This window comes from Pseudomonas sp. PICF141 (assembly GCF_002286815.1).
GTDB lineage: Bacteria > Pseudomonadota > Gammaproteobacteria > Pseudomonadales > Pseudomonadaceae > Aquipseudomonas.
In genome coordinates, this window is sequence record NZ_MUNM01000037.1 from 45,816 (window position 1) to 70,607 (window position 24,792).

The following is a 24,792-nucleotide window of genomic DNA, read 5'->3' on the forward strand; positions in this document are numbered from 1 at the left end:
TCAAGCCCAGCCCCAGAATTGCAACCACCAGCCAAATCCCACCATGCCTTCGGCCAGGAGCAGGCAAGCGATGGCGGACCCGCGTCGCCCCCGGGAAAGATTTTCGCGACTCAGCCGTTTCCAACCCAGTAGCAGGCTCCAGCCCATCGCAGCCAATAACAGACAGGCCCTGGCCGGTTGCACCCACTCCAGCAGCAGCCCTTCATAGCGCAGTAATTTGACAGTGGTGGCCGACAGCCCGAGAAACAGTCCGGCACCGCCCAAGGGCGTGAGTGTCAGCGCCAGGGGCCAATACAGAGTGCGATTCCGCGCCAGTCGGGCCGTCAGGCGCAGAAGCAACATCAACGCCGTGCCAAGCACGATCGAGCTCAAACTCAGGTAAGCGACGATGCTGAAACCGTCGAGCCAACTGAAGCTGTCGTTGAGCTGCGGGTAATGGGTGAGCAGCCACCAGGGAGCGTTGTCCTGCAGGGCCCAGAGTTGGTCGTGTTCGACCAGCCACTGGGCGAGGAATTGTTTGAGGGCGACAAACCATGGGCTGACCGTCCACTGAAATGCGCCCATGGCCAAGCCGATTACGCCGAACAGCAGCAAGTGTGTATCCCAAGGGGGCAGCGTCTGCGCCGTCGCGTGGAGAATCTCCTGATTGCTGGAGCGGGCGATCAATTGCACGGCACCGCGTTGCCCGCTGCAGCGTCCGCAGGCGTGGCAATCACTGGCGCCTTGCAGGCGGCGGATATCGAGCAGGGGCGCGCAGTTGGGTGGCGGCAGGCGCGGTGCGGCATTTTCGATCCAGCGTTGTTCATCGACCTGAAAGTGCACCGGGGCGAGCCGGGCGAGCAGGGCGAAGACACCGCTGACCGGGCACAGGTAGCGGCACCAGACCCGCTTGCCTCGGGCGAACAACAACCCGACGATGACCGCTGCGACGGTCGAACCGCCCAGAATCAGCAGCGCAGCCTGGGCGTAGTCATAGACGCTGATCAATTGGCCGTAGAGAGTCGTCAGGCAGAACGCCAAGGTAGGCCAGCCGCCCCAACGCAACCAGCGCGGCACCCCCAGGCCTTTACCGTAATGGCTGGCCCATTCGCTGAGCGAACCTTCCGGGCACAAAACTCCACACCAGAGTCGGCCGAACATAACGATCGACAGCAACACGAACGGCCACCAAATCCCCCAGAACAGAAACTGCGCGAGCAAGGTCAGGTTGTCGAGTATTCGTGCCTGGCTGTCTGGCAGCGGCAACAGCGCCGGGGTCATCAACAGCACCGCGTAAAACAGTACAACAGCCCACTGCACCGCACGGATGACAGGCGCATGGCGACGCATCCCGTCACCCAGGCGCTGGAGCCATCGATTGCGCCGGCTCAGGTCGGGCATGGCAGGTTTTCCGCGGTGCGTTGCCGTAGCCAGCCGCCGACGGCCAGCCAATAACCGACCCACACCAACAAGGTCAGGCCACTGGGGCTTGCCCGATAACCGGCGAACCCGGCAAGAAAGCCACCCAATCCCTGACTGTCGCTCAGCAACACGCTGCAGTCCCAAAGCGCTTCGCCAACGAGGCGGTAAACCACGTCCGGCAAATCCAGGGCAAGCAGTTGGCCGCCGATGCGTTCGGTGCCGCTGACCAGTAACGCTGCGCCGAGCATGAGCAGGATGACTTCGCTGATGGCAAAGAATCGCTGCCATGAAATGAATCGACGACTGCTGTGCAGCAGCATGATGGTCAGCGCCGACAGCACCAGTCCCAATACGCCGCCGACGGCAAACAAACCAAGCTGCGGACCTCTCAACCGGGCGCCGGCGCCATAGAGAAAAACCACCGTTTCGCTGCCTTCGCGACTGATCGCGAGCATGGCCAGCAGTAATAGACCCACGCCACCTTGTCGAGCCAGATGGCTATCGGCGTGTCGTCGCAAATCGTGGTTGAGGTTGCGTCCGTGGCGATGCATCCAGCCCACCATCTGCACCATCAACAAACTTGCAACCAACGCAAGTGTGGCCTGGAACCATTCGCTGGCCGACCCGCTCATGGCCTCACCGGCAAACAGAATCAACACCGCCAGCAGGCCCGAGAGCATCAACCCCAGCACCACACCGGCCCAGAGGAATTTGACCAGACGATTACGCTGGCCTTGCTGGCTGGCCCAGGCCTGGAGAATCCCGATCACCAGCAAGGCCTCGACGCTTTCGCGCCAGACGATGAACATTGATTGATTCATGCAAGCTCCGTGCGCTAGCAGGTTATTTCGCGAGAATGCCGCCCTCGGGCAATTGCGGATTGAACTCGTCGAAGAAGGGGTAGTGGCCGGGCCTCAGGGGGTGAATGACCACGAAGGTCGTCACCCCCGGCGACAAGACTTTTTCAACCCGCAACGGCGTGCTCTCGAACTCGGCCGGTCCTTGGCCGAGGTTCTTCAGAACAATCTTGAAGCGCTGTCCGGCCGGCACCTCCAGCAAGGCCGGCGTGAAGTGGCCATCGCGAAGGATCAGCTCAAAACTGGGTAACTGGGCATAAGCCGTCACTGGCACGACGGCTCCGGCGAGGATCAACCAGGCAATGCGCAGGCGCTTCATTCAATAGCCGCCTTTTTTACCGATGCCGGCGTAGATGAATTCGTAGTGCAGTTCGCAGCGTTCAAACCAGGGCGCGACACCGGTTTCCTTATCGGTGTGACGCCCGAGCGAACCATGACCGCCAGGCGGCAGGACGGTGAACGTCAGTTGATATTTACCGGGGCCAAGCAGCTTCACATTGTCGCCATAGTGCGGACCGTCATTGGCCACCATGGCGTGGAAATCACCTTTGATCTCGGGGGCGCTGCCCTGTTTTTTCAGGTTGAAAGAAACATTCAGGTAAGGCACGAAACTGCCTTCCTGAAAGCCCTGCCGGTTGTCCGCAGTGGCGCGAATATCGGCTTCCAGGTGGACGTCGGAATCCGCCGTGGCGCGCATCATCCCCGCAGGTGCCATTTCTATCGGCTGCAAATACACCGCCCCGACTTCCAGCCCGGGACACAACTGTGGTTCCCCGATCGGGTATTCCTTGGCGTGAGCCAGCGGCGATAGCAAGAGCAGGGCGAGGGACAGCGAAAAAGGGGTACGCATAATTAGCTTCCTGGGCACTGACAAGTAGGAGCCCGAGTCTAGGAAGCTTTGCTGCGAACAATAATGATTGTTATCAAGTTTTGAATAATTAAAGGGTTGGTTCAGTGCGCAGGGGGCTCGATGTCGATTCTTGACAGGCATCAAGGCTGGTGTCGCGCAAGGGCTGTAGCTTGGGAAAACGCCACTCAATGATCGGAGATCGGCATGGCCAAGAACTTCCCCGCCAACCCCAAGCACCCCGAACGGATCTGTTGGGGATGCGACCTTTACTGTCCGGCAAAGTCCCTGGCGTGCGGCAATGGTTCGGAACGCACGATGCATCCAGTGGAGATGTTTGGAGAGGATTGGCAACTGCCTGGCGATTGGGGCCTTGGTGCTGTCATTACTACAGACAAGGTGGTGGATGACTTTCAAGCGCTGCCTGATGCGCTGCACGCAAAGCGTTGATCCGCTTTTCGTAGGAGCCAGCGGTGCATCGATCGCCACACCGCTGGCTCCTATAGACTGCAGGATATCAAGCGTGGGTGATGGAAAGGTCGCTGATGATGCACTGGTTATACACACCGCCGTCGAAGGCCAGCGTTTTGGTGTCCCAGGTGTTGTCGAGGCGCATGATTGCGGAGGTCGATTTGACCCCGTTACAGCTCGCCGAAACGGAGACAGCGCCGCTCGAATTGGCGTGAATGTTGATTTTGAAAAGTGCACCGAGCGGCACGTTTTCCAGAACCGTCGTGTTCACCGGATCTTCTTGAAGATAATTCGACCGGAACCCCATAGTGATTCGGCCTTTGTTCCAAAACACTTTCACCGGTGGTCGCTCTGAACCCTGCACATGAATCTGGCCGATCACGACCTTCTGCAGCGAGTTGACCTTCGTCAGGCGCATTTCTTGTCGATTCCAATGGTCAGCAGCGCTGGCGAACAGCCAATAACCCGGCTCCTTCCACTCGCAGCGGGTTCGGTGCGTGCTTTTGCTCGAAGCGCCGAGCGTCGGCGCCATCATTTGCAGCGAACCATCTGGAAGCATCGAAATGACTTCCGGGCATTCAAGCAGTGCCCGCCAGCCGATGAGCTCAAGTGCGATGGGGTTGGTGTCGGAGATAGGAAGCGGTGTAGCGATTGTGTAGTTGCTGATGTCTATGGTCATGGTCATTTTCCTTAATTCATTTTGATGTCACCTTTTGCTCCGTTGAGCCCCATTCTCAGTCGCGCCTTCCGCACAAAAAAACGCCGCTCACTGAGCGGCGTTTTTGTTGCAGAACCTCGCGGCTGACCTTGGTTATTTTCAAGAACGATAACGATGCTGAGTAAGCCCTTCTAATAATGGTGAGGTCGGGAACAAAGTGCCACGGCACTCATCACTCAGAAGCGAGTGCGGCATCCCCCCGTACCTGTTGGCTGTCAGCGACCGTTTGGCGACCGACCTTGAACCACGCGGCGTACAACGCTGGGACGAAGAAGATCGTCAGCAGTGTCGCCACCGTAAGGCCGCCCATGATCGCAATAGCCATCGGCCCCCAGAACACACTGCGTGTCAGCGGGATCATTGCCAGCACGGTGGCCAGCGCCGTCAGCATCACTGGACGGGCTCGGTGAATGGCGGCATCCAGCACTGCATTCCACGGGTCGCGCCCTTCGGCGATCTCGGTTTGTACCTGATCGATCAGGATTACCGAGTTGCGCATGATCATGCCGCCCAGTGCGATGATGCCCAGGATTGCGACGAAGCCCAGCGGCGACTGGAACACCAGCAGCGCCGGCACCACACCGATCAGGCCCAGCGGTGCGGTCAGCACCACCATCCACATGCGAGAGAAGCTCTGCAGCTGCAGCATAAGCAACAGCAGGATGCTGATCAGCATCAGCGGAGCCACCGCCAGCAGTGCCTTGTTGGCCTTGTCACTTTCCTCCACCGCGCCGCCCACGTCGATGCGGTAGCCCGATGGCAGCTTCGCTTCGATATCCTTAAGCAACGGCTGGAGCTCCTGCGTCACCGATACGCCCTGTTCGCCATCCTTCACGTCGGCACGCACCGTGATCGCCATGTCGCGGTTGCGGCGCCAAAGCACTGGCTCTTCCAGTTCAGAGCGTACCTGCGCGACTTGCGACAATGGCACCACAGTGCCCTGACGCGTGTAGAGATTGATGTCTTTCAGCGTGTCGAGGCTCAAGCGTTCCTCAGGTACGGCACGGGCGACGATGTCGATCAGGTCCTCTTGCACACGCAGCTGCGACAGGGTTGCGCCGTTCATCACGGTCTGGGTCGCCAGCGACACGTCGGCCGGCGTGAGGCCAAGCGCGCTCGCCTTGTCCTGATCAAGTTCCACTTTCAGGGTACGCACCGGGTCGTTCCAGTCGAGTTGGAGGTCGCGCACCTTCGGGTTGGATGCCACCATCTTCTCCACGTCGCGGGCGATTTGGCGCACCACCTGGGTATCGGGGCCGACGACGCGGAACTGCACTGGGTAGCCGACAGGCGGCCCCAACTCGAGCCGGGTCACGCGCACCCACGCCTGCGGGAATTGTTCGTCGGCCGTGGACACTAGCCGCTCACGCACCCGCTCGCGTGCATCCAGGTCCTTGGTCATTACAACGAACTGGGCAAATCCTGGATTCGGCAGCTCAGGGTTGAGCGAGAGATAGAAGCGCGGTGCGCCGGCGCCGGTATAGGCGGTGAAGAAACGCACGTCCTCGTCCTTCGCCAGGATCTCCTCCATGTGCTTGACCTGCTCGGTCGTCGCGGCGAACGAGGCGCCTTCCTTGACGCGCAGGTCAATGACCAGTTCAGGACGCGAACTGTTGGGGAAGAATTGCTGCGGCACCAGCTTGATACAGGCCAGAGCCAGCACCAGAGCGCCAAACGTCGTACCGATGACCACCCATCGACGCTCGATGGCGGCGTCGATCAGTCGGCGCAGGTTGCGATAGAACTTCGTATCGTAAAGATCACCGTGCTGGTGCTTGCCCAAGTCGTTGGGCAGCATCTTGACCGCCAGGTACGGCGTGAAGATGCCGGAACAGATCCACGAAAACAGCACAGCGGCGCCGACGATCCAGAAAATGCCACCGGCGTACTCGCCGGTGGTGGACTGCGAGAGACCGATCGGCAGGAAACCCACGACGGTTATAAGTGCTCCGGTCAGGCGCGGCATGGCGGTGGATTGGTAGGAGAAGGCGGCCGCCTTTACGCGGTCCATGCCGGTTTCCATCTTCGCCACCATCATCTCGATGGCGATGATGGCGTCATCCACCAGCAATCCCAACGCGATAATCAGCGAACCGAGCGAGATACGCTCCAGGTTCCAGCCCATCGCCAGCATTACCAGCGCCACGCCGCCCAGCACCAGCGGCACTGTGGTCGCGACCACGAGGCCGGCGCGCCAGCCCAGGCTGGCGAGGCTCACCGCGATCACGATGATCAGCGCCTCGGCCAGCGCTCGCCCGAAGTCCAGGATGGCATCCTTCACCGTGGTTGGCTGGTCGGCCACGAGTTCCAGCTCCACGCCATGCGCAAGTTCCGACTGGATCTTGGCGACTGCCGTGTCCATCGCCTTGCCGAGGTCGACGATGTTGCCGTCACTGGTCATCGTGATGCCGAGCATCAGCACTGGCTGGCCGTTGTGGCGCACTGTGTAGGTTGGCGGATCCTCAAAGCCACGTGTAACGGTCGCAATGTCGCCGAGCTTGATCAGCCGATCGCCTGCGGAGATGGGTACGTTGCGGATAGCCTCTTCGCTGGCGAACTGGCCGCTCACGCGCACCATGACACGGTCGCCGCGGGTGTCGATCTGACCTGCGGGCAACAGGGCGTTCTGGCTTTTGAGGCTTTCGGCGATGGCCAACGGTGTAATGCCCAGCGCTGCCAGGCGTTCGTGCGAGAACTCAACGTAGACACGTTTGGCTTGCTTGCCGATGACATCGATCTTCTTGACCATCGGCACCTTCAGCATGCGGCGCTTGATGTCCTCGGCCGCGTTCGACAGGTCGGCGTGACCGACACCGTCGCCCTTGACCGCGTACATCAGGCCATACACGTCGCCGTATTCGTCGTTTACGATCGGGCCGATCACACCGTCAGGCAGCTCGCGGTTCAGGTCGTTGAGTTTCTTGCGCGCCTGATACCAGGCCTCGCGCTGGTCAGCCTTGGAGGTGCCGCCGCGCACGGTGAGCGTCATGCCCGCGTAGCCTTGCCGCGCGTAGGTGACCACCTTCTCGAAGTTGTCGATCTGCTCGAATTTCTTCTCCATGCGGTTGAGAACCTGGTCCTGCATCTGCTGAGCGGTGGCGCCCGGCCAGATGACCATGGCGGTCATGGAGGGCACGGAAAAGTTCGGATCCTCGAGCTGACCGAGCCTGGTGAAGCTGAAGGCGCCGGCCACTGCGACAATGAGGAGCATGAACAGGACGATGGCGCGATGGCGCAGCGCCCAGTCGGTGAGGTTGAAGTTGTTCATCGGGCGGCCTGCTGCGTGATGTTCGCGTCAACAATCGCCGCGCCGGGAAGCGCGACCTTAAGTCCCGAGGCCATCTTCTGCACCCCGGCGGTAACGACCAATGCACCGGCCTGCGGCCCGGAGACGAGCACCTCGTCGTTGCGGTAGCCCAACACCGCCACTTGCACCAATTCGACGACGCCTATCGGATCCTTGCCCACGGGCGTGACCACCCACAGGGCAGGCTGGCCGCCGCTTTGCGTCAGTGCCGTGGCTGGCACTGCCGCTACCGAAATACTGGTCATCACGCGCTCGGCCGTTACCGTGGCAGTGGCACCCAGCGGCAGCGCCTGCATCGGCTTGAGCCGCGCGCGGTAGGTGCGCGTTTGCGCTGCAGCCTGGGGCGACAGCTCACGCAGCGTGACATCGAAGATCTCGTTCGGCGCACTGGCCAGCGAGGCCTTGAAACGCGCCTCCTTGAAGACGGACAGCTGATCCTCGGGCACATCGACAACGATCTCGGATTCATCGGGATTCGCGATCGAGACAACCGGTTGGCCCTCAGCCACGACTTGCCCGGCCTCAACGCGAACAGCCGTGACGACGCCGCTACGCGAGGCGCGCAGCACGGTGTACTTGAGCCGGTTGCGCGCGAGCTCAAGCTTTCGCGCCTCGGCTTCAGCGGTTGCATGCGCGGTCTGGGCATTGGTCTGCGCGCGCTCGTCATCGGCCGCACTGACCGAGCCGTCAGCCTTCAGCGCGGTCAGGCGCTGGCGGTCCGAATCGGCCTGGCGTGTCTGCTCGGCGGCAACCGCCCACTGTTGTCGAGACGCTTCTTCAGCGAGGCGGTAGTCGCTGTCATCCAGCACAGCCAATATGCTGCCTTCGCGTACAAACTGGCCTACATCGACGTTGCGCTGGGCGACTTTGCCGCCCACGCGGAAGGCCTGGTCGACTTCATGTCGCGACTGTACGGTGCCCACGTAGCGACTGATGTCGCGGGCATTGTCGTAGCTGATTTCAACGGTGCGTACTGGTCGTGGTGCCTGAACGGTCGGCTGATCCGGGCTGCACGCGGACAGCATGACGGCTACGGCCAAGGCGCCGGCCGCAGTAAGGGAGGTTTTCAAGGCGGTTCCTCTTTGAAAAACGGCAGTTTCTTAGGAAAGTGGTGGCCGGTCGGCTGTGGTGGCTGCGGTGGGAGTAGCGGGTTGTTCGAACACCTGCCAGCCCCCGCCCAGTGCCTTGTAGAGCTGCACGCTATCGAGCAGCAGCCGGGTGTTGCTGTCGTTGGCATTCAGGCGAACCGCCAGGCGCGCCCGTTGCGCGTCGAGCAGCGGCAACAGGTCGATCTGCCCCCTGTCGTAGAGCGATTGCGCGTGGCTCAGCGCCGCCTCCGCGGACTCGGTGGCCGACTGCAATGACTGGGCGCGCTGACGCTCTTGCGTCTGCGTGACGAGGGCGTTCTCCACGTCTTCGAGTGCGCGCACAATGCCGTCCTCGGCGCGCAATAGCGCCTCACGCTGGCCGCTCTCGGCAACCTCGTTGATCGCGCGTGTGCGCCCGGCGTTGAAGATCGGCATCGCGAGCAGACCGGCCACGTTGGTGAAGCGCGCGGCGCCCAGGTCCAGACCGTTCAGCTCAAGACCCTGGCGGCCGTAGGATGCGCCGAGGAACAGCCGCGGGAACCACTCAGCCGCAGCTTGTTTACGGCGCGCATTGGCGGCATCGAGCTGCGCCATCAGCGCCAATACATCAGGCCGACGCTGTAGCAGGGTGGCGGGCTGCCCCTTGCGGATCTCGGGCGCCACCGCGTTGCCACGGGAGGGCTGGATGCTCATGGCGTTAAAGGCCTGATCCCCGATCAGCACCGCGATGCGGTGTCGCGATACGGCTGCCAGCGTCTCCAGCGGTGGGATTTGCGCGCGCGCCGATGCGGCATCGGTCTGCGCGCGCTCGACGTCGAAGCAGGTTGCCAGCCCTACACGGTGGCGCGCGTTAACCAGGCGCAGTGTCTCGTCCTGCGCCTTGGAGATCGCGCCTAATGTTTCGGCCTGGCGCAGTGCGCCAACCAGCGTGAAGTAGTTGCTGGCGATGTCGCTCATCACCAGCAGACGCACGCCGCGCACGCCGTCCTCCGCAGCCAGTGCCTCGGCCTCGGCCGCCGCTGCTCCAGCACGTAGGCGTCCGCTGAGGTCAAGTTCCCAAGAGACGTCCAGACCGGCGCCCACGGTCTTGGTATCTGGGTAACCCTGCTTCTTGGCGGTGCTGTAGCCGCTGCTACGGTCGGAGCCAAAGGCGGACATTCCGACACTCGGAAAGAGCCAGGAGCGACTGATCGTCTCACCGGCACGAGCGGTGCGCACACGCTCGGCGGCGATCTTGATGTCACGGTTTTCGCGCATCGCGCGGCGCACCAGATCCGTCAACACCGGGTCCTTGAACGTCTCCCACCACGCGGCTTCGGGTTCCATTTCGGAGGCCGTGCTTGCGGCGAACTTGGCCGGCAGGTCTACCGACGGCTTGGCGACCTCAGTAGAGCAACCGGTCAAGACCAGCGCGATAGACGCGGCGAGCGCCGCACCCACGACGATGCCGAACAGGCGTTCGGCATGTTGCAAGGGCGTCTGCCCGGCGTAGCGGGACAACGGAAGGGGAAGGGGACATCGCAGCATCGGATTGGACTCGTATAGATTCGAGGTGGCATCAGCGTAGGGCCCGGTATGCGCGAAGTCGTCAGCGAAACGTCGCCGTTCGGTCGCCATATCGAGCGCTCATTCATGTTGGAGGCGTCACTCGCCGTCGGGATTTGCCGCGTGCTCGTCGGCCGCCGACGTGAGGTCCGAGTCAATCGACTCCAGTAATTCTTCGGCAGACGAAAACTCGCGCTGACGCCCGGTGACCAGGTTTTCAAGGCGGCCCACGAGGGCTCCGGGCGTGGCGTCGCTACGCAGTTTCACGACGTACGAGCGGCGGTTCGGGTACTTGGATTCAGGGTTCAGGCTCATTGCAGTCCAGGGGGCAAGAAAGTTCGACGACAGCGTAGGCCGCCTCCTGGGTCGAGTCGTAAGCGAAAGGTCAGACTTCGGTCGGGACAGCGCCGCTCCCACAAGTTTGCGACCTTAACTCTTCAATCAGGCTTTGCAGCCTGAAGCAGCGAGCGCGCACGTTTCACCAGCTCGGTTCCATCCGTTTCGGGCAGTTGATCAAGCAGCGCCGCCAGGGCCTGGTAGTCCTCGGTCGTAGCGTCGTGGTGCCCGCACAGTTCGACTAACGCCTGCAGCTCCAGCCACGGCGCTTCCTGAGTGCGCGCCTCCTCAACCGCACGCCGCACCGCAAGGCTGCCGGCATCGGGCCGGCCGTGCGTCCGCGCAATCGCTGCCTCCAGCAGCAACAATTGCGGCAGGTACACGCGCTCGCCCAGTTCTTCCACAACGTGTAAGGCTTCCTGTAGCTCGACTCGCGCGGCGCCGTAATCACCCGCCAGCAGTAACGCCTCGGCGGCGTAGCCGAGTACCTCGCTGGCACCGGAGCGCATGCCGAGTCCGGTGTGTTCGTTGTAAGCCTCGCGGATGCGGCGGTAGCCGTCTCGTGGCGCACCGTTACGTGCGTCAGCCCAGCCGCGCCACCAGCGGCAAGCCGTACGCCCCAGTGCGAGCGAATACTCGTCGACCAGCGTTTGCATGTCGTCAGCCAGCGCCGCCACACGCACAGGGTTTCCCATTCGCACCTCGATCAACACCTCCTGCCAGGTGGCGACCAACCAGGTCATAGGCTGGCGAAGCATTTGTGCGCGGGTCCGCGCCAGTTGCATATGAGCTTGGCCTTGCTCAACCAGGCCAGAACGCACGAGTTCTATAGCCAGCATGCCGTGCAGCATGACCTGAGGGTCGGCCGCAAATATTTCGTTCGTCCCGATGTCCAGCGACTCGGCGATTGCAAGTGCGCGCTCAAGCCATCGGCGGGTCGTCCGCGTGCGCCCTTGGAGATGATGCACCTCGCCCTGCACGATGCACGCCACCAGCATCAGTGCTGAATCGTTAGCCTCGCACGAGAGGGCTTCGGCACGTTCCGCTACCGCCAGCGCCAGCGCATAGTCGCCGCGCAGACCGAGCAGATAGCCGAATCCGTGCAGCAGGCGGCCGCGCATCGGATGTTCGGGTACATCCGCTAGCAGCGTGTAGGCGCGTTCGAACGCGTTCCTGGCTTCGCTGCCGACACCGAGCGTATGGAACGCCGACACGCCCTGCAGCGTGGTCAAGGTGATTTCGAGCGTATCGCGCTCCATCCCTGCTGGCGCTTGGCGCAGCAGGACCATCGCGCGCTCAGTGAGACTGATGCACAAAGCCGGGCTGAAGTGCAGTAGCGCGGCTTCCGCAGCCTCGGCGTAGTAATGCAACGCGATCATTGGCTGCCGGGCCCGGTCGAAGTGCGTCGCCAGCTCCGAGGCAGCAACCGGCACGCCGGCCATGCGTTCGCGTTCGAGCGCAGTGCCAACCTGGCGATGAAGGTGGATACGCAATGAGCGCGGCGTGCGGTCGTACAGTACCTGGCGGAAGAGGGCATGGCGGAACGAGTAGGGTAGCTCCACCGTCTCTTCAAGTTCGGCGGCTCGCGACCGCGTGAGCCATACCTGCTCGCGCACCAGTTCCTCGCAGGCGTCGGCCACCGAAGCGAGGTCGCGTTCGAGGGCCTGCGAAACTGTCTCGACCCGGAATTCGACTCCACTTACCGCTGCCGCCGAAAGCAGCGCACGCTGCTCGGGTCCGAGCTTGGTGATGTAGTGATCGATGATGGCCGCGAGGTTCTCGGGAACCGCCATTCCCGCCAGCCGGGCTTCGATGGTGGCATCGTCGTCCGTGGTGTCCATCACTTCACTGATGACTGATGACACGAACAGCGGTACACCGTCGGTGCGCTCGTGCAGGGCTCGCACGAAAGCTTCATCGCGGGCCAGAGAGGCCGAACGCAGCGCGACATAGTCAGCGACCTCGGTTTCCGAGAATGGATCGAGTACCACTTCCTCGCACAGACGTTGCAGGCGCAGTTCGTGGCGCAACGAGTTGAGCGGATGATCGAGCGCCACCACCTCGGCGACGCGAAAACTCGCCAGCCACATAAGCCGGGTGCGGCCCCGTCGTCGCGCCACATAGTCGATGAGCTGGACCGTCGCTCGATCGCTCCAATGCAGGTCTTCGGTTACCAGCAACAGTGGCCGGTGCTCGGTGTAGCGGTCCAACAGTTCGCCCATTTCCCGCAGCATGCGATCCGGACCGATGCCGGCAAGCTCGCGCCGCAACGCGTCCCGCTCTTGCGCGGTGCTCAGCCATGGCAGTTGCAGCAGCCAGGTCGGTGCCACGGCGCGCATCAGCGTCGGCAGGGCGGGGTCACTGCGGCACAGATCGGCCAACGCTTCCAGCACTGGCAGGTACGGCTCGCCGGTGCCGTAGTGCTCCACGCAATGGCCGCGTGCGCAGGCGATGTCGCCAAGACTGGCGAGGAAGTGCTCGATCAACGTGGTTTTGCCAATCCCAGGCTCTCCGGCAAGCCAGATTACTGCGCGTTGCCCTCCGTAAGCCCGTTCCCACGCGCGCTGCAGTTTTGAAAGTTTGTCGGTGCGACCGATGAATGACGGCGACGGATATGCACCGGCCGCCGGCACCGTCGCGGATGCCGGGGGCATCGAAGGGGTAGGGGATGGCGCGGCGATGAAGCGATAGCCGCGCCGCGACACAGTCTCAATGAAGCGGGGCTGCTTGGGGTCATCGCCCAGCACCTTGCGCAGATCGCTGATGGCCGTCTTCAGCACTGAATCGCTGACGAACCTATGCCCCCACACGGCATCAAGCAAGGCATCTTTGGTCACCAGCGACCCAGGCTGGCGCGCAAGTACGCACAGCAGAGTGAAGGGCGTTGGCGCCAACGCCACGGCTTCTCCGTTACGTAACAAACAGGCGTTGGCTTCGTTGAGCTCGAACTCGACGAAGCGGAGCTGGACTGGGTTCGGATGAGGCTGCGCACGCGCCACGTTGGATTCCTGAAGACAAAAATATAGTTTCTAGCACTGAGCCATTACTTCAATAACAACGCTGATCGGCTCGCAAGCCAAGCTTCATCGGTCGGAAAACCGATCCTCGGCATAACCTCAATGACCTTGTTCCTGTGCGGTAATGATCTCGAAAAAGTAATGACGAACATTTCAATATTGAAATATCTCTCAATTTTACATACCTTGGCCTTGCCTGACGATGAGATCTCCACGTCTCACCACTTCAATCACAGCAAGGGCTCGAGATGAACAACAACAAAAAAGCTTTGCAATCGCCTCCCGCCGCCGTCGATGTGCTGGTCGTCGGTAACGGCCCGGTAGGGGCGACAATCGCGGCGCTGCTCGGCCGTTATGGCGTGAACACATTGGTGTTGGACAAGACCCATGAGGTTCTCCTGATGCCCCGCGCGATCGCTCTGGACAACGAGGCGCTGCGCATCCTGCAACTCGCCGGCTTGTCGGAAGATGCTTTCGAGAAGATCGTTATCCCTGAAGTGAAGATGCATTCCCCGGTCCTCGGGCAATTCAGTCGAGCCAACACCGCCGGGTGCATCGACGGCCACCCCAAACTGGTGACCTTCTATCAACCCGACCTCGAACACGCGATGCGTAAACAGGTCTGCGGGCTCAAGTCAGTGACCAGCCTGGGTGGCTTCGAGCTCGAGAATCTGGTCGAGGAGCCGGATTGTGTCGTCGCCTCCGTTCGGGACCAGGATGGCCATCTGCATTTCATTCGCGCCCGATACCTGATCGGTGCGGATGGTGCCAGCTCCAGGGTCAGGGCCTTGATCGGTCAGGAGTTCGAAGGACAAACCTATGCAGAGGATTGGCTGATTGTCGACGTAAAAAACCGGCATAAGTCCGCCATTGATCACGTTGAGTTTCTCTGTGATCCAAAGCGCCCAACGCCGCACATGCCCGCTCCTGGCGGAAGAGAGCGTTGGGAGTTCATGCTGCACCCAGGCGAATCCCGGGAAGAGCTGGAAAGCCCGGAAAGCATCGCCCGGCTAATCGCGCCCTGGATCAATCCGCAGGCGCTGGAAATCGAGCGCAAGGCGGTGTATCGATTCCACGCGCGCTGCTGCAACCGATTCAGCAAGGGGCGCGTTTTCCTGGTGGGGGATGCCGCCCACATTACTCCCCCCTTTGTCGGGCAAGGGCTCGTCGCGGGGCTTCGAGATGGCGCCAACCTCGCCTGGAAACTGGCCTGGGTCCTTCGCGGCCAAGCCGCGCCTTCAGTACTTGATACCTATGACGTAGAGCGCCGCCCCCATGCCCAGGCGATGATCAATCTGGCAAAACTCATGGGCCGTCTGGTGATGCCGAGAAACAAGGTCGCCGCTTTCTTCATCCATGGCCTGATGCGCACATTGGCGTTGACTCCCGCTACCAGAAAGTACTTCGAACAACTGGACATCAAACCGAAGAACATCTTCAAAAACGGTCTGTTCATGCGTCATCGCCGTGGCGACAAACTGGTGCGTGGCAGCCTGTTTCCCCAGGCCTGGGTTCGCAACACGCAACAGCAGATCCAACTGAGCGACGATGCGCTTGGACACAACCTGACCCTGGTGGGGTTCGGTGTCGACCCGTTGTCGCTGCTGAGCGCTGCCGAGGTCTTTTCCTGGATACAGATGGGAGGTCACTTCTTGCAGATCGGAGCCTGCGGTCAGCGCTCCGACAGCGCTTGCGACTTCATCGAAGACCTGAACCATGACATCCTGCCGCTGGCTGCCAAAGGCACACTTGTCGTGATCCGCCCCGACCGTATCATCATGCACCACGCTCCCGGCGCACAGGCAGGCAGCCTGGTTCGAGACTGCCAGATCCTGATGGGTAGCGCCGACTCCACTGCCGACAACGTTTCCATTACCATCAACGAGCCTCCTCGATTAAGAGCGTAAAGATGCCTTCCCCCATTTTTCCTTCAGAAGCAACTGAGCAAGAGCCTCTCACTCGAGGCCACAAGAAGCGGGAACGCACCCGTCGCGGCCTGGTGGACGCGGCGTTGCGCCTGGTCGCACGCAAGGAAGTGGGGGAGATTGCACTGCTCGATGTCGCCGCGGAGGCCGCGGTCTCCAACGGCACCATCTACAACTATTTTCGAACGCGTGACGAAGTCCTCGAGGCGGTTGGCATCGCCATGGCGAGCGAGTTCTCCGATGCCATTTCCGCCCTGAGCTCGGACGTGCACTGCGGTGCGCAGCGCCTGTCGATTGGCGTGCGCATGTTCATTTGCCGGGCCGCGTACGACCATCAATGGGCTAACGCACTGCTGCGCATCATTCATTCCGATCAGACCATGCGCTCGCGCTTGGCCGCCCATGTGCTGGGCGACCTGCGTGACGGTCTGAGCGCAGGGACTTTCGCTTATGAGGACGAAGGGATTGCCCTGGACATGGTCGTATCGTGCACAACCGGAGCCATGCGTTCGGTTGTCGAAGGGCGTGTAGTGGCGGATCACGATCTGTTGGTTGCGGAAATGATTCTCAAGGCGCTGGGCGTAACGCCTGCAAGAGCCAAGAAAATCGCCGGTAAGCCGCTACCCTAGTCCTGATGTCATCCTCGGCCGGTGCTAAGCCCGGCCAATCCATTGCCGATAGTTCTTCGTCTGGCGACGAGACTTCAGCTGATTGCCGATCAATGCCATGAGTGGCGACGTCCTGGGTTTTGTCTGTTTGCCTTGGCTCAACAAGCCGAGTTGCTTCTTGACCACCGACGCCACGGCAAGCGACGCCAGCGCCTTGTTCTTCCAGGGGACGACGATGGGCTCCACTTCAGTGTCCTGACCTGCCATCCACTGGCTTGGCAGGGCTGGCTCGATTGCCAACGCAGTGGCAAGCCCCACCATCGACACCGAGCCGCTCACCACTCGCTCCGCGACTTCTTTTCTGCGCACACCGCCGGTGACCATCAGCGGCATGCGCGCGATTTCTCCTATTCTTTCCGCGCACTCGAGAAAATACGCTTCTCGAGCCAGGCGGCTGCCATCGCGGGTTTGCCCTTGCATCGCCGGGCTTTCGTAGCTGCCACCGGACAATTCGACCAGGTCGACCGCCTTGGCGTTGAGCATTTCCACCACACGAGCCGCATCCTCGGCATCGAAACCACCGCGCTGAAAGTCTGCTGAATTGAGCTTCACAGCGACGCAAAAGATCGGTGCCACTCGCAGGCGTATCGCATCGATGGTTTGCAGGAGAATTTGCGCGCGATTTTCCAGACTGCCACCCCAACGGTCGCTACGCCGGTTGGTCAAGGGGGAAAGGAATTGGCTGAACAGGTAACCATGCGCTGCATGAATCTCCACGCCGGTGAATCCGGCACGCTCAGCCAGCACTGCAGCCTGGGTATAGCGCTCAATCAGCTCTTCGATCTCCCGCTCCTTCAAAGCCCTGGGTGGCACAAAGGCCTTTGATAGTCCGGGAATGTCGACAGCCACCGCGGAGGGGCCCCGTGCCGATTGCCCCATGGAGGCCAATAGTTGCCGTCCGGGATGATTGATTTGCATCCAGGCCTGGGCTCCGCGACTGCGGCAAGCATCGGCCCAGAGCCTGAATTTGGCCAGGTTCCGATCGTCCTCAAGCACTACGCCAGCGGGGCCGGTCAAGGCGTGCCGGTCAACCATGACGTTGCCAGTGATGATCAGGCCGGCCCCACCGTCCGCCCAACGCCGGTAGAGCCTAACCAGCGCATCCCCTGGAGCGTGATCTTCATTGGCAAGATTCTCCTCCATGGCAGCCTTTGCGATCCGGTTTGGAATCACCATGCCGTTAGGCAAACGAAGCGGTTTGAAGAGCTTTGAGCCGGTCATGTTCTGTCCTTCAGCTGATGAGAATTCGGCCAGCCATCTAAGGGTCATACCGTTTGAGCACCGTCTGTACAGTGCTTGCTCAGGTTCTTGAACTCTTGGTTTGCATCGATGGGCCGGTTTGATGACCTGCCGGGACGGCGAGCCAGAAACACGATATAGCTGAACACGCGTGTTCAGTTGTGTCAATGTGTAAAACCCCGCAACGATCCTGCCATATCCAATCTACCCACCAGTTTTACGTCATAGAAAGGATGTCATTGAGAAAAACGTATTTAATTCAAAAAACGTTGTTGACGTGAACTGAACACAAGTGTTCAATCGAGCCATAAGGTAATCCTGGAGAGAGAACCGTGGAATCCCTGAATCCAACACAGCGCCGTATTCATCAAGCCGCCTTTCGCCTGTTCGCTGAAAGAGGCACCTCACAAGTGAACATTCTTGACCTCGCCCAAGAGGCAGGCGTGGCGCGCGGAACGGTCTATAGCAACATCGACAGCATGGAAAGCCTGTTCGAGGCGGTCGCCAGCCATCTCGCCAAGGAGATGCATGAGCGCGTCAACAAGAGCTTCAATTCCCTTTCTGATCCAGCGCAGCGCCTTGCCAATGGCATTCGATTGTTCATTCGTCGAGCGCACGAAGAGTCCCAGTGGGGGGCGTTCATCCATAAATTCGCCATGAGCAATGCTTCGTTGCGCGAAATGTTCAGCAGCCAAGCGACGACGGATCTTCTGAGCGGACTGTCCAGTGGGCGGTACACGTTTGAAAAAGGGCAATTGCTTTCGGTAATGACGCTGATATCGAGCAGTGTCCTGGGCTCGATTTTCCTGGTACTGGAAGGCCACAAAACCTGGCGCGAATCGGGCTCTGACACGGCCGAGCTGGTCTTGCGGGCATTGGGCGTACCGCCCGAAGAGGCTAGGGCGCTGGCGATCACCGAGTTGCCAGCACTGCCTTCGCTCGACTGATTCATTAACCGAGTCAACCAGACGCCCCTGGATTTTCAGGGGTGCGGGGACGGCTTTACCCTGAAAAACCCGGAAAACAAGAACAATGACCCACAAAAATGAAATGCCCCGGTTAGCGACACCACAACCTGCCCGGCATCCGAAGCCGACGGTGAAGGCCCAGGAGTTGACGCACCTGATCTTTCAACGGCCGGACTTGAACGAAGCGGCGCGGTTCCTGACCGACTTCGGCCTGTCGGTCAGTCAGCAGGACGCCGATACGCTTTACCTGCGCGCCACCGCCCCCACTGCTTACTGTTACCGTGTTCATCGTGCAGAACATGCACGTTTTATCGGGTTCGGACTGGCAGTCCAGTCGCTCAAGGATCTGGAAAAACTGACGCGTATCCCAGGCGCGTCATTGGTAGAAAAATCAGAGCATCCTGGTGGTGGGTATTGCGTCAAACTCACCGATCCTTCCGGATTCATCGTGGAAGCTGTTTGCGATCAGACGGCAGGTATAACGCTGGGACACCGGGCTCCTCTTTCCTGGAATCTGGCGCAAGAGCAACCGCGAATCAACGCCACGCAGCGCCCGCCGATCGCTCCGGCTGAAATCCTTAAACTGGGCCACATCGTCATCGAAGTGGCCGATTACCAGGCGACCTGTGCCTGGTATACGAAGCACTTCGGGTTTATTCCCAGCGATGTGCAGGTGCTCCCCGATGGAACACCTATTGTCACCTTTATGCGCCTTGACCTTGGTGACACTCCTGCGGACCACCATACGCTCGCGATAGCGCAAGGGTTCATGGCGACCTATAGCCATAGCGCCTATGAGGTCGTCGATGCAGACGCTGTGGGCATGGGCCAGCGCGTCCTGCGCGAGCGCGGTTGGGTGCACTCATGGGGCATCGGCCGACACATCCTGGGCAGTCAGATCTTCGATTACTGGCAAGACCCTTGGGGCGATAAGCACGAGCATTACTGCGACGGAGATATTTTCACGGCTGCACAGCCTACGGGCATTCATCCCGTGAGCCCCGAGGCAATGGCGCAGTGGGGGCAACGCATGCCCAAGCGTTTTACAAAACCGAAGATGAGCCTGGCCAATCTGCGTGCGCTGTTGCGCAACCTGCGACGCAGTCCGGACTTGAGCATTCGCAAGTTGATAACACTCATGCGGATGTTCGGGTAGAGCCGCCATGTCGGGCAATGCAACCAGATATGGCCGTCGGGATGTGCTCAAAGCCGGCGCCTTGATCGTCGGCGGCTCGTTGGTCTACAGCGTTGCCAGCCCACCCTCAGAACAACACCACAGTTCTCGCGCCGCCGAGCACGGGACAAACGCCGCTCCAGGAGTACCTTCAATGTCTGCTGTACACGTAGTCCGCTTCGAATTTCAGAACGGTATCCACTGGGGCGTGCTACGCCAGGGCCGTATCACGGTTGTCCCCGGTGCTTTTGAAACCACCGGTGATTTCATTCGCGAGAACAGTATCGACGACCTCGCTCAGTTGAAAGGTGCGGAACTTGCGGAGGGCGAAGTGAAACTGCTGTCGCCGGTGACGCGCAACCAGCAGTTCGTCTGCCAGGGCGCCAACTATCGTCAGCATATGATCGAGTCGGGCATGGACCCGGATGCGAAGAAATTCAACATGATCTTCACCAAGGCGACGAGTTGCCTGGTGGCCGCTGACAGCGACCTGATCAAGCCGCGCACCGTGCGCTTCCTCGACTACGAGATCGAACTGGGGCTGGTGATGAAACGCGCGATCACCGGCGCTGTTGCTGTCACCGACGCCAATCTGCATGAGTTCATTGCAGGCGTCGTCATCGTCAATGACTACTCGGCTCGTGACATTCAGATTCCTCAGATGCAGTTCTACAAGGGCAAGAGCTTCCGCACTTTCGGTCCGGTCGGCCCGTACCTCTGCCTTCTGGATGCCACGAATATTCGTTACCTGAAAGAGCTGCAACTGCGCCTGACGGTCAACGATCAAGTGCGACAGAACGATAGCACGGCCAATCTGGTTTACGGCCCCGCGGAAACCCTTACCGAGCTCTCCTCCGTGCAAGATCTCGCCGTTGGCGACCTTATTGCCACCGGTACGCCTGCCGGCTGTGCGCTCACGGTGCCTTCGCCTGCCAAACAGCGTATTGCGGCCCTGATGCCGGAGGCCACCAAATGGAAGCTTTTCCTCAAGGCGCAGGAAGGTCGGACGCAATACCTCAAGCCAGGTGACGTGGTCGAGGCGCGCATTCGCAGCGCCGATGGTGTGGTCGACCTCGGTGTACAACGCAACCGAGTCGTGGAGCAAGCCTGATGATTGTGCAGACCCTGAGTGACATCGAAAGCCTCGAACAAATCCCCCTGTCGGAACGTGGCCTGGCATCCAGCACTTATGAAGCGCTGCGACAGGCAGCCCGGCGCTCCCCACAGGCACCGGCGCTAAGCTTTTTTGCCGATGCCGCCGATTTCAAGCGCACCTACACATGGAGCTATTCCCGGCTCTTCGGGGATATCACCCGCGCGGCGAATGCTTTCCATGACTTGGGTATAAAGCCGGGCGAGGTCCTTGCCTTTATCTTGCCCAATCTGCCGGAAACCCATTTCACGATATGGGGTGGGGAGGCGGCGGGCATCGTCATGGCGATCAATCCGCTGCTCGAGGCCAAGCAGATAGCTGGCTTGCTGGATGCTGCGAAGGCATCCGTGGTAGTGACGCTCGCACCGACGGCGGGCAGCGATCTGTGGCCCAAACTGGCTTCGCAACTGGATCAGTTGCCCACGGTCAGGTCTGTCGTGTGGGTCAGCATGGAGCCCTATGTCGCCGAACCCGTGCGTGGAGCCCTGAAAGCAGCGGCACTGAAGGAACGAGACTTACACCGAGATATCGCGATCCACGATTGGCAATCGCTGATGAGTACTCAGTCGCACACATACCTGAAGAGTGGTCGGCAAATCCGCCAGAATGAATGCTCCTCCTACATCTGTACGGGCGGCACCACCGGGCTTCCCAAGATTGCCGCACGCAGCCATGGCTCTGAAGTGTTCAATGCATGGGCCGTAGCCGCTCATTTGCAGCCACGCAGTGGTGGCCAGGTCATCTTTTGTGGCCTGCCGCTGTTTCATGTCAATGGACAACTGGTGACGGGGCTGGAGCCTTGGACTCAAGGCGACCATGTGATCCTCGGCACACCTCATGGCTATCGTGGCGAGGGGGTGATCCCACGATTCTGGGAGATGGTCGAGCACTTCGGTATCAACTTCTTTTCCGGCGTGCCAACTGTCTACGCTGCGCTTCTGCAAAATGAATGGCAGGGCTGCGACCTGTCCAGTCTTCGCTATGCGATGTGTGGTGCCGCCCCCATGCCGGCTGAGCTTTTCCGGGAGTTCGAGCGCCGGACCGGGGTAAAGATCCTTGAAGGCTACGGGCTGACGGAGGGCACCTGCGTTTCCTCGATCAATCCGCCCCATGGCGAGCGCCGTGTCGGCTCCATCGGGATACGGATCGCCTACCAGCGTATGCGCGCGGTCGTGCTCGATGATTCTGGAGATTACCTGCGCGACGCCAACGTGGATGAAATCGGCCTCATCACGGTCAGTGGTCCGAACCTCTTCGAGGGCTATCTGGAGGAGCGTCATAACCAGGGCCTTTGGATCGATATCGACGGTCAGCGCTGGCTGAATACGGGCGATCTGGGTCGCCAGGATGCGCAGGGTTACTTCTGGCTGACCGGACGCAAGAAGGAGTTGATCATTCGCGGCGGCCACAACATTGATCCCAAGCAAATCGAGGAGGCTTTGCAGACGCATCCCGCCGTCGCCTTGGCCGCTGCAATCGGCAGCCCCAATGCCTACTCGGGCGAGGTGCCAGTCGCCTACGTTCAACTGCGTCCCGGGCAAGTCTGCAACGCCGAAGAACTTGAGGCATTCGCTCATCTCAACATCAGTGAGCGAGCAGCAGTCCCCAAGCGCATTGAAATCCTCGATGCGTTGCCACTGACTGCCGTGGGCAAGATATTCAAGCCTGCTTTGCAACAGCGGGAGATTGCCAAAGTAGTCCAGGAAGAGGTGGAGCGCCTGGGGCTTTCGAATATTGCTGTTGAGGTCGTGCAGGACAATCGCCGTGGGCATGTCGCCTGCATCCGGGCCGGAACTGCCCAGGAAGTCCTGGCTCCGCTCTTGGGGCGTTATAGCTTTCAAACCGAATGGCTTAATTGAGTCTCTGATTCGCGTGCCCTGGCGCTGTTCAGTCAGGGCTTTTTACACAACTTCGATCAATTCCAACCGGCACTGAAAAGTGCACAGGAAGGCGAAGCCTTGCCTGCGTGCAATCAACAAAAATAATAAACAAGAGGTGGACAATGAAACTGAATAGCCGTGTGGCCCCGTGTTTCTTTACTCAGCGAAAGTATGCTGTCTGGATCAAGTTCACCAGCGCCATGGCCCTGCTCAGCGCCTCTTCCATTGCAAGTGCCAATGGCATTGCTCTAAACGAACAAAGTGCAAGCAGCGCGGGAACTGCTTATGCGGGAAGGTCATCTTCGGCGCTGGACGCCAGCACCATCTATGGAAATCCTGCTGGCCTGACCAAGTTGAAGCGCAGTGAGATTTCCGGCGGTGCCGCGATCATTTCGGTGAGTGACGACATCAGTGATGCGCAGGGCAGTGCCGCAGGAACAAACGAGGGAGATTCGGTGCCTTTGGGCGTCGTGCCCTTTGCCTATATGTCGACGCCGCTTGATGAACGTCTTTCGGTAGGGCTGGGCCTCTATGCTCCGAGTGGCCTGATCAATGATTACGAGGGCTCTTTTCAAGGTCGCTACCATGGCTCCTACAGCACGACCAAGGAGATAACCCTGCAGCCTACCATTGCCTATCGGATCAATGATCACGTATCTATCGGGGGTGGACCGACCCTGAATCGTTTCAATGCAAAGCTTCAGAATTACATGGCAACCGGCGCCCTGAACAACGGCCAGGACACCCTGGTTACCATCAAGGGCGATGACACGGCGATTGGCTACAACGTGGGACTCTTGGTCGACTTTAATGAGTCAACCCGGTGGGGGATTACCTATCACTCGAAGGTGAACTATCAGCTCGAAGGGCACACTGAGGTTTCCGGTTCCCCAAGCATTATCCCGCTGGACGGAAAGTATGACACCACGATAGATCTTACGATGCCCGAATCAGTGGATACGTCCATCACCCATCGATTCAATAGTCGCTGGACCGGCTATCTGGGGACCACCTGGACACGCTGGAGCCGGATTCAAAAGATCGAAGCAATCAACAGCGATGTTTCCGCCATGGGCCAGGCTGCTGGCCTGGGGCGTGTGGCCGAAGAGATGAACTGGCACGACACTTGGTCCACCGCGGTTGGCGCATCCTATCAGTTGAACCCGCAATGGCTGATACGCGCAGGCTATGCCTATGATCAGGCACCGGTTGGAAATGCCGACCGCAGCGTGCGCGTTCCGGTCGGGAATCGCCAGGCCGTGACCTTGGGCGGCGCTTATTCGCCGACTGCCGATCTGACGGTAGATTTTGCGTATGGCTACCTCTGGGATTCAAAAGCCTCAGTACAGCATTCGAACACCTCCGGACTTCAACCGGAATACAGTGCCAACTACAACAATAGTGCGAATGGAATTTCAGTGCAGGCAACCTATCGGTACTGATCGACACAGCTATTATCCCGACGGGGCCGTGATGCCTGTCAGTCAGCCCCCAGTGCCGCGACTACTTTTGCGGTAATGGGTGGGTTTTGCTCAGCCACCAGCAGCAACGACTGCGGCATAGGGCTTTGCGGGTGCTGCGGTTCCTGCAAGCCGGCCAGCCGAAAGCCGGCCATGTCCAGGGCATTGAACCAACTGGACAGTGTTCGCAAGTACCACGGCATGGGTTGCCACTGCCCCTTGAACCCAGCGAAGGTCTCCTCCCGCCAACCATCCTGATAATCGCCCACCGACGCGGTCCACGGATGCACAGTCTGGATCACCAGCGTGCCGCCAGGAACGAGCAGGGCGTTCATGGCCGCGAGCAGGGGAATGATGTCCTGGTGCAACAGGGCAAAGTTGGCGCAGATCAGGTCGTAGTTGTTGCCAATGTCTACTTTCGCCTCCGCTAACTCTTCATAGCTTGCCAAATGCACCCGCGAAGAGCCCGCCGCCCGCGCCGCCTCAACCAGCGCAGCGTCGCCATCCACACCCACCGCCTGGATGGCGCGGTCAGCCAGCGCACGCAACAGCCAGCCCTCGCCGCAGCCCAGGTCGAGCACGTGCTCGGGTTGGCGGCTGAGTACCGCCAGCAGGATGGCCTGGTCGGTGACTTGCAGGCGGCTTTCGATGCTGCCGGTACGGACGGCCTCGATCCAGGATCGAGCGTTGTGGTGCCAGCTCTGGAGGAGGGTGGACTCGGGGGTGAGCATTTCGATA

Annotated in this window: 20 protein-coding genes; 8 read left to right on the forward strand and 12 right to left on the reverse strand. The window is 60.4% G+C overall.

Features of this window, described 5'->3' with window-relative positions; genetic code table 11:
• The 4 genes from BZL43_RS08220 to BZL43_RS08235 are packed head-to-tail and all read right to left on the reverse strand — an operon-like array spanning nucleotide 1 to nucleotide 3,108.
• A complete protein-coding gene (locus tag BZL43_RS08220; RefSeq protein WP_095631850.1) occupies nucleotides 1-1,380 on the reverse strand; it encodes a 4Fe-4S binding protein in 1,380 nt (459 codons plus the stop codon).
• A complete protein-coding gene (locus BZL43_RS08225) occupies nucleotides 1,368-2,222 on the reverse strand; it encodes an FTR1 family protein (RefSeq protein WP_095631851.1) in 855 nt (284 codons plus the stop codon). The genes BZL43_RS08220 and BZL43_RS08225 overlap by 13 nt, the downstream gene beginning before the upstream one ends.
• 22 nt (nucleotides 2,223-2,244) lie before the next feature.
• Nucleotides 2,245-2,577 (reverse strand): cupredoxin domain-containing protein, encoded by a 333-nt coding sequence (locus BZL43_RS08230; protein WP_095631852.1) that lies wholly within the window; start codon nucleotides 2,575-2,577, stop codon nucleotides 2,245-2,247.
• Nucleotides 2,578-3,108 (reverse strand): iron transporter, encoded by a 531-nt coding sequence (locus BZL43_RS08235; protein WP_095631853.1) that lies wholly within the window; start codon nucleotides 3,106-3,108, stop codon nucleotides 2,578-2,580.
• Between the two features lie 204 nt (nucleotides 3,109-3,312).
• On the opposite strand from BZL43_RS08235, the gene BZL43_RS08240 reads away from it, so the two are divergent.
• Complete coding sequence (locus BZL43_RS08240; RefSeq protein ID WP_095631854.1) at nucleotides 3,313-3,555, forward strand: DUF3079 domain-containing protein; 243 nt, start codon at nucleotides 3,313-3,315, stop codon at nucleotides 3,553-3,555.
• 67 nt (nucleotides 3,556-3,622) lie between these two features.
• Here the strand turns inward: BZL43_RS08240 and BZL43_RS08245 are convergent, their stop codons facing one another.
• The 6 genes from BZL43_RS08245 to BZL43_RS08270 all read right to left on the reverse strand — a co-directional run bounded on the left by BZL43_RS08245 (nucleotide 3,623) and on the right by BZL43_RS08270 (nucleotide 13,569).
• Nucleotides 3,623-4,255, reverse strand: a complete 633-nt coding sequence (locus BZL43_RS08245; RefSeq protein ID WP_095631855.1) for a polysaccharide lyase family 7 protein — start codon at nucleotides 4,253-4,255, stop codon at nucleotides 3,623-3,625.
• A 211-nt stretch (nucleotides 4,256-4,466) separates the two neighbouring features.
• Nucleotides 4,467-7,562, reverse strand: a complete 3,096-nt coding sequence (locus BZL43_RS08250; protein ID WP_095631856.1) for an efflux RND transporter permease subunit — start codon at nucleotides 7,560-7,562, stop codon at nucleotides 4,467-4,469.
• Nucleotides 7,559-8,671, reverse strand: a complete 1,113-nt coding sequence (locus tag BZL43_RS08255; protein ID WP_095631857.1) for an efflux RND transporter periplasmic adaptor subunit — start codon at nucleotides 8,669-8,671, stop codon at nucleotides 7,559-7,561. The genes BZL43_RS08250 and BZL43_RS08255 overlap by 4 nt, the downstream gene beginning before the upstream one ends.
• 30 nt (nucleotides 8,672-8,701) lie before the next feature.
• A complete protein-coding gene (locus BZL43_RS08260) occupies nucleotides 8,702-10,216 on the reverse strand; it encodes an efflux transporter outer membrane subunit (RefSeq protein ID WP_095632010.1) in 1,515 nt (504 codons plus the stop codon).
• Nucleotides 10,217-10,333: 117 nt separating this feature from the next.
• Entirely contained in the window at nucleotides 10,334-10,549 is a 216-nt protein-coding gene (locus BZL43_RS08265; protein ID WP_095631858.1) for a hypothetical protein, read from the reverse strand.
• Nucleotides 10,550-10,671: 122 nt separating this feature from the next.
• Nucleotides 10,672-13,569 carry an AAA family ATPase gene (locus BZL43_RS08270; RefSeq protein WP_095631859.1) on the reverse strand — a complete coding sequence of 966 codons (2,898 nt, stop codon included), beginning with the start codon at nucleotides 13,567-13,569 and terminating at the stop codon, nucleotides 10,672-10,674.
• Between the two features lie 266 nt (nucleotides 13,570-13,835).
• On the opposite strand from BZL43_RS08270, the gene BZL43_RS08275 reads away from it, so the two are divergent.
• Both BZL43_RS08275 and BZL43_RS08280 read left to right on the forward strand, forming a co-directional pair.
• Nucleotides 13,836-15,494, forward strand: coding sequence for a bifunctional 3-(3-hydroxy-phenyl)propionate/3-hydroxycinnamic acid hydroxylase (locus tag BZL43_RS08275; RefSeq protein ID WP_095631860.1), 1,659 nt, complete (start codon nucleotides 13,836-13,838; stop codon nucleotides 15,492-15,494).
• Between the two features lie 2 nt (nucleotides 15,495-15,496).
• Nucleotides 15,497-16,141 (forward strand): TetR/AcrR family transcriptional regulator, encoded by a 645-nt coding sequence (locus tag BZL43_RS08280; RefSeq protein WP_008067041.1) that lies wholly within the window; start codon nucleotides 15,497-15,499, stop codon nucleotides 16,139-16,141.
• A 24-nt stretch (nucleotides 16,142-16,165) separates the two neighbouring features.
• On the opposite strand, the gene BZL43_RS08285 is transcribed toward BZL43_RS08280, so the two are convergent.
• A complete protein-coding gene (locus BZL43_RS08285; protein WP_095631861.1) occupies nucleotides 16,166-17,401 on the reverse strand; it encodes an NADH:flavin oxidoreductase/NADH oxidase family protein in 1,236 nt (411 codons plus the stop codon).
• Nucleotides 17,402-17,751: 350 nt separating this feature from the next.
• On the opposite strand from BZL43_RS08285, the gene BZL43_RS08290 reads away from it, so the two are divergent.
• The 5 genes from BZL43_RS08290 to BZL43_RS08310 all read left to right on the forward strand — a co-directional run bounded on the left by BZL43_RS08290 (nucleotide 17,752) and on the right by BZL43_RS08310 (nucleotide 24,036).
• Nucleotides 17,752-18,366 carry a TetR/AcrR family transcriptional regulator gene (locus BZL43_RS08290; protein WP_095631862.1) on the forward strand — a complete coding sequence of 205 codons (615 nt, stop codon included), beginning with the start codon at nucleotides 17,752-17,754 and terminating at the stop codon, nucleotides 18,364-18,366.
• Nucleotides 18,367-18,451: 85 nt separating this feature from the next.
• Entirely contained in the window at nucleotides 18,452-19,543 is a 1,092-nt protein-coding gene (locus BZL43_RS08295; protein WP_095631863.1) for a VOC family protein, read from the forward strand.
• A gap of 172 nt (nucleotides 19,544-19,715) precedes the next feature.
• Nucleotides 19,716-20,672, forward strand: a complete 957-nt coding sequence (locus tag BZL43_RS08300; protein ID WP_095631864.1) for a fumarylacetoacetate hydrolase family protein — start codon at nucleotides 19,716-19,718, stop codon at nucleotides 20,670-20,672.
• Nucleotides 20,672-22,573 (forward strand): acyl-CoA synthetase, encoded by a 1,902-nt coding sequence (locus BZL43_RS08305; RefSeq protein WP_095631865.1) that lies wholly within the window; start codon nucleotides 20,672-20,674, stop codon nucleotides 22,571-22,573. Before BZL43_RS08300 ends, BZL43_RS08305 begins: the two co-directional genes overlap by 1 nt.
• A gap of 143 nt (nucleotides 22,574-22,716) precedes the next feature.
• A complete protein-coding gene (locus BZL43_RS08310; protein ID WP_095631866.1) occupies nucleotides 22,717-24,036 on the forward strand; it encodes an outer membrane protein transport protein in 1,320 nt (439 codons plus the stop codon).
• 38 nt (nucleotides 24,037-24,074) lie between these two features.
• On the opposite strand, the gene BZL43_RS08315 is transcribed toward BZL43_RS08310, so the two are convergent.
• A complete protein-coding gene (locus BZL43_RS08315) occupies nucleotides 24,075-24,785 on the reverse strand; it encodes a bifunctional 2-polyprenyl-6-hydroxyphenol methylase/3-demethylubiquinol 3-O-methyltransferase UbiG (protein WP_095632011.1) in 711 nt (236 codons plus the stop codon).
• Between the last annotated feature and the right edge of the window lie 7 nt (nucleotides 24,786-24,792).

What these genes read in the sequence shown, in the direction of transcription:
- BZL43_RS08220 (WP_095631850.1), bottom strand. Translation starts at nt 1,380, where the DNA reads ATGCCCGACCTGAGCCGGCGCAATCGATGGCTCCAGCGCCTGGGTGAC.
- BZL43_RS08225 (WP_095631851.1), bottom strand. Translation starts at nt 2,222, where the DNA reads ATGAATCAATCAATGTTCATCGTCTGGCGCGAAAGCGTCGAGGCCTTG.
- BZL43_RS08230 (WP_095631852.1), bottom strand. Translation starts at nt 2,577, where the DNA reads ATGAAGCGCCTGCGCATTGCCTGGTTGATCCTCGCCGGAGCCGTCGTG.
- BZL43_RS08235 (WP_095631853.1), bottom strand. Translation starts at nt 3,108, where the DNA reads ATGCGTACCCCTTTTTCGCTGTCCCTCGCCCTGCTCTTGCTATCGCCG.
- BZL43_RS08240 (WP_095631854.1), top strand. Translation starts at nt 3,313, where the DNA reads ATGGCCAAGAACTTCCCCGCCAACCCCAAGCACCCCGAACGGATCTGT.
- BZL43_RS08245 (WP_095631855.1), bottom strand. Translation starts at nt 4,255, where the DNA reads ATGACCATAGACATCAGCAACTACACAATCGCTACACCGCTTCCTATC.
- BZL43_RS08250 (WP_095631856.1), bottom strand. Translation starts at nt 7,562, where the DNA reads ATGAACAACTTCAACCTCACCGACTGGGCGCTGCGCCATCGCGCCATC.
- BZL43_RS08260 (WP_095632010.1), bottom strand. Translation starts at nt 10,216, where the DNA reads ATGCTGCGATGTCCCCTTCCCCTTCCGTTGTCCCGCTACGCCGGGCAG.
- BZL43_RS08265 (WP_095631858.1), bottom strand. Translation starts at nt 10,549, where the DNA reads ATGAGCCTGAACCCTGAATCCAAGTACCCGAACCGCCGCTCGTACGTC.
- BZL43_RS08275 (WP_095631860.1), top strand. Translation starts at nt 13,836, where the DNA reads ATGAACAACAACAAAAAAGCTTTGCAATCGCCTCCCGCCGCCGTCGAT.
- BZL43_RS08280 (WP_008067041.1), top strand. Translation starts at nt 15,497, where the DNA reads ATGCCTTCCCCCATTTTTCCTTCAGAAGCAACTGAGCAAGAGCCTCTC.
- BZL43_RS08285 (WP_095631861.1), bottom strand. Translation starts at nt 17,401, where the DNA reads ATGACCGGCTCAAAGCTCTTCAAACCGCTTCGTTTGCCTAACGGCATG.
- BZL43_RS08295 (WP_095631863.1), top strand. Translation starts at nt 18,452, where the DNA reads ATGACCCACAAAAATGAAATGCCCCGGTTAGCGACACCACAACCTGCC.
- BZL43_RS08300 (WP_095631864.1), top strand. Translation starts at nt 19,716, where the DNA reads ATGTCTGCTGTACACGTAGTCCGCTTCGAATTTCAGAACGGTATCCAC.
- BZL43_RS08305 (WP_095631865.1), top strand. Translation starts at nt 20,672, where the DNA reads ATGATTGTGCAGACCCTGAGTGACATCGAAAGCCTCGAACAAATCCCC.
- BZL43_RS08310 (WP_095631866.1), top strand. Translation starts at nt 22,717, where the DNA reads ATGAAACTGAATAGCCGTGTGGCCCCGTGTTTCTTTACTCAGCGAAAG.
- BZL43_RS08315 (WP_095632011.1), bottom strand. Translation starts at nt 24,785, where the DNA reads ATGCTCACCCCCGAGTCCACCCTCCTCCAGAGCTGGCACCACAACGCT.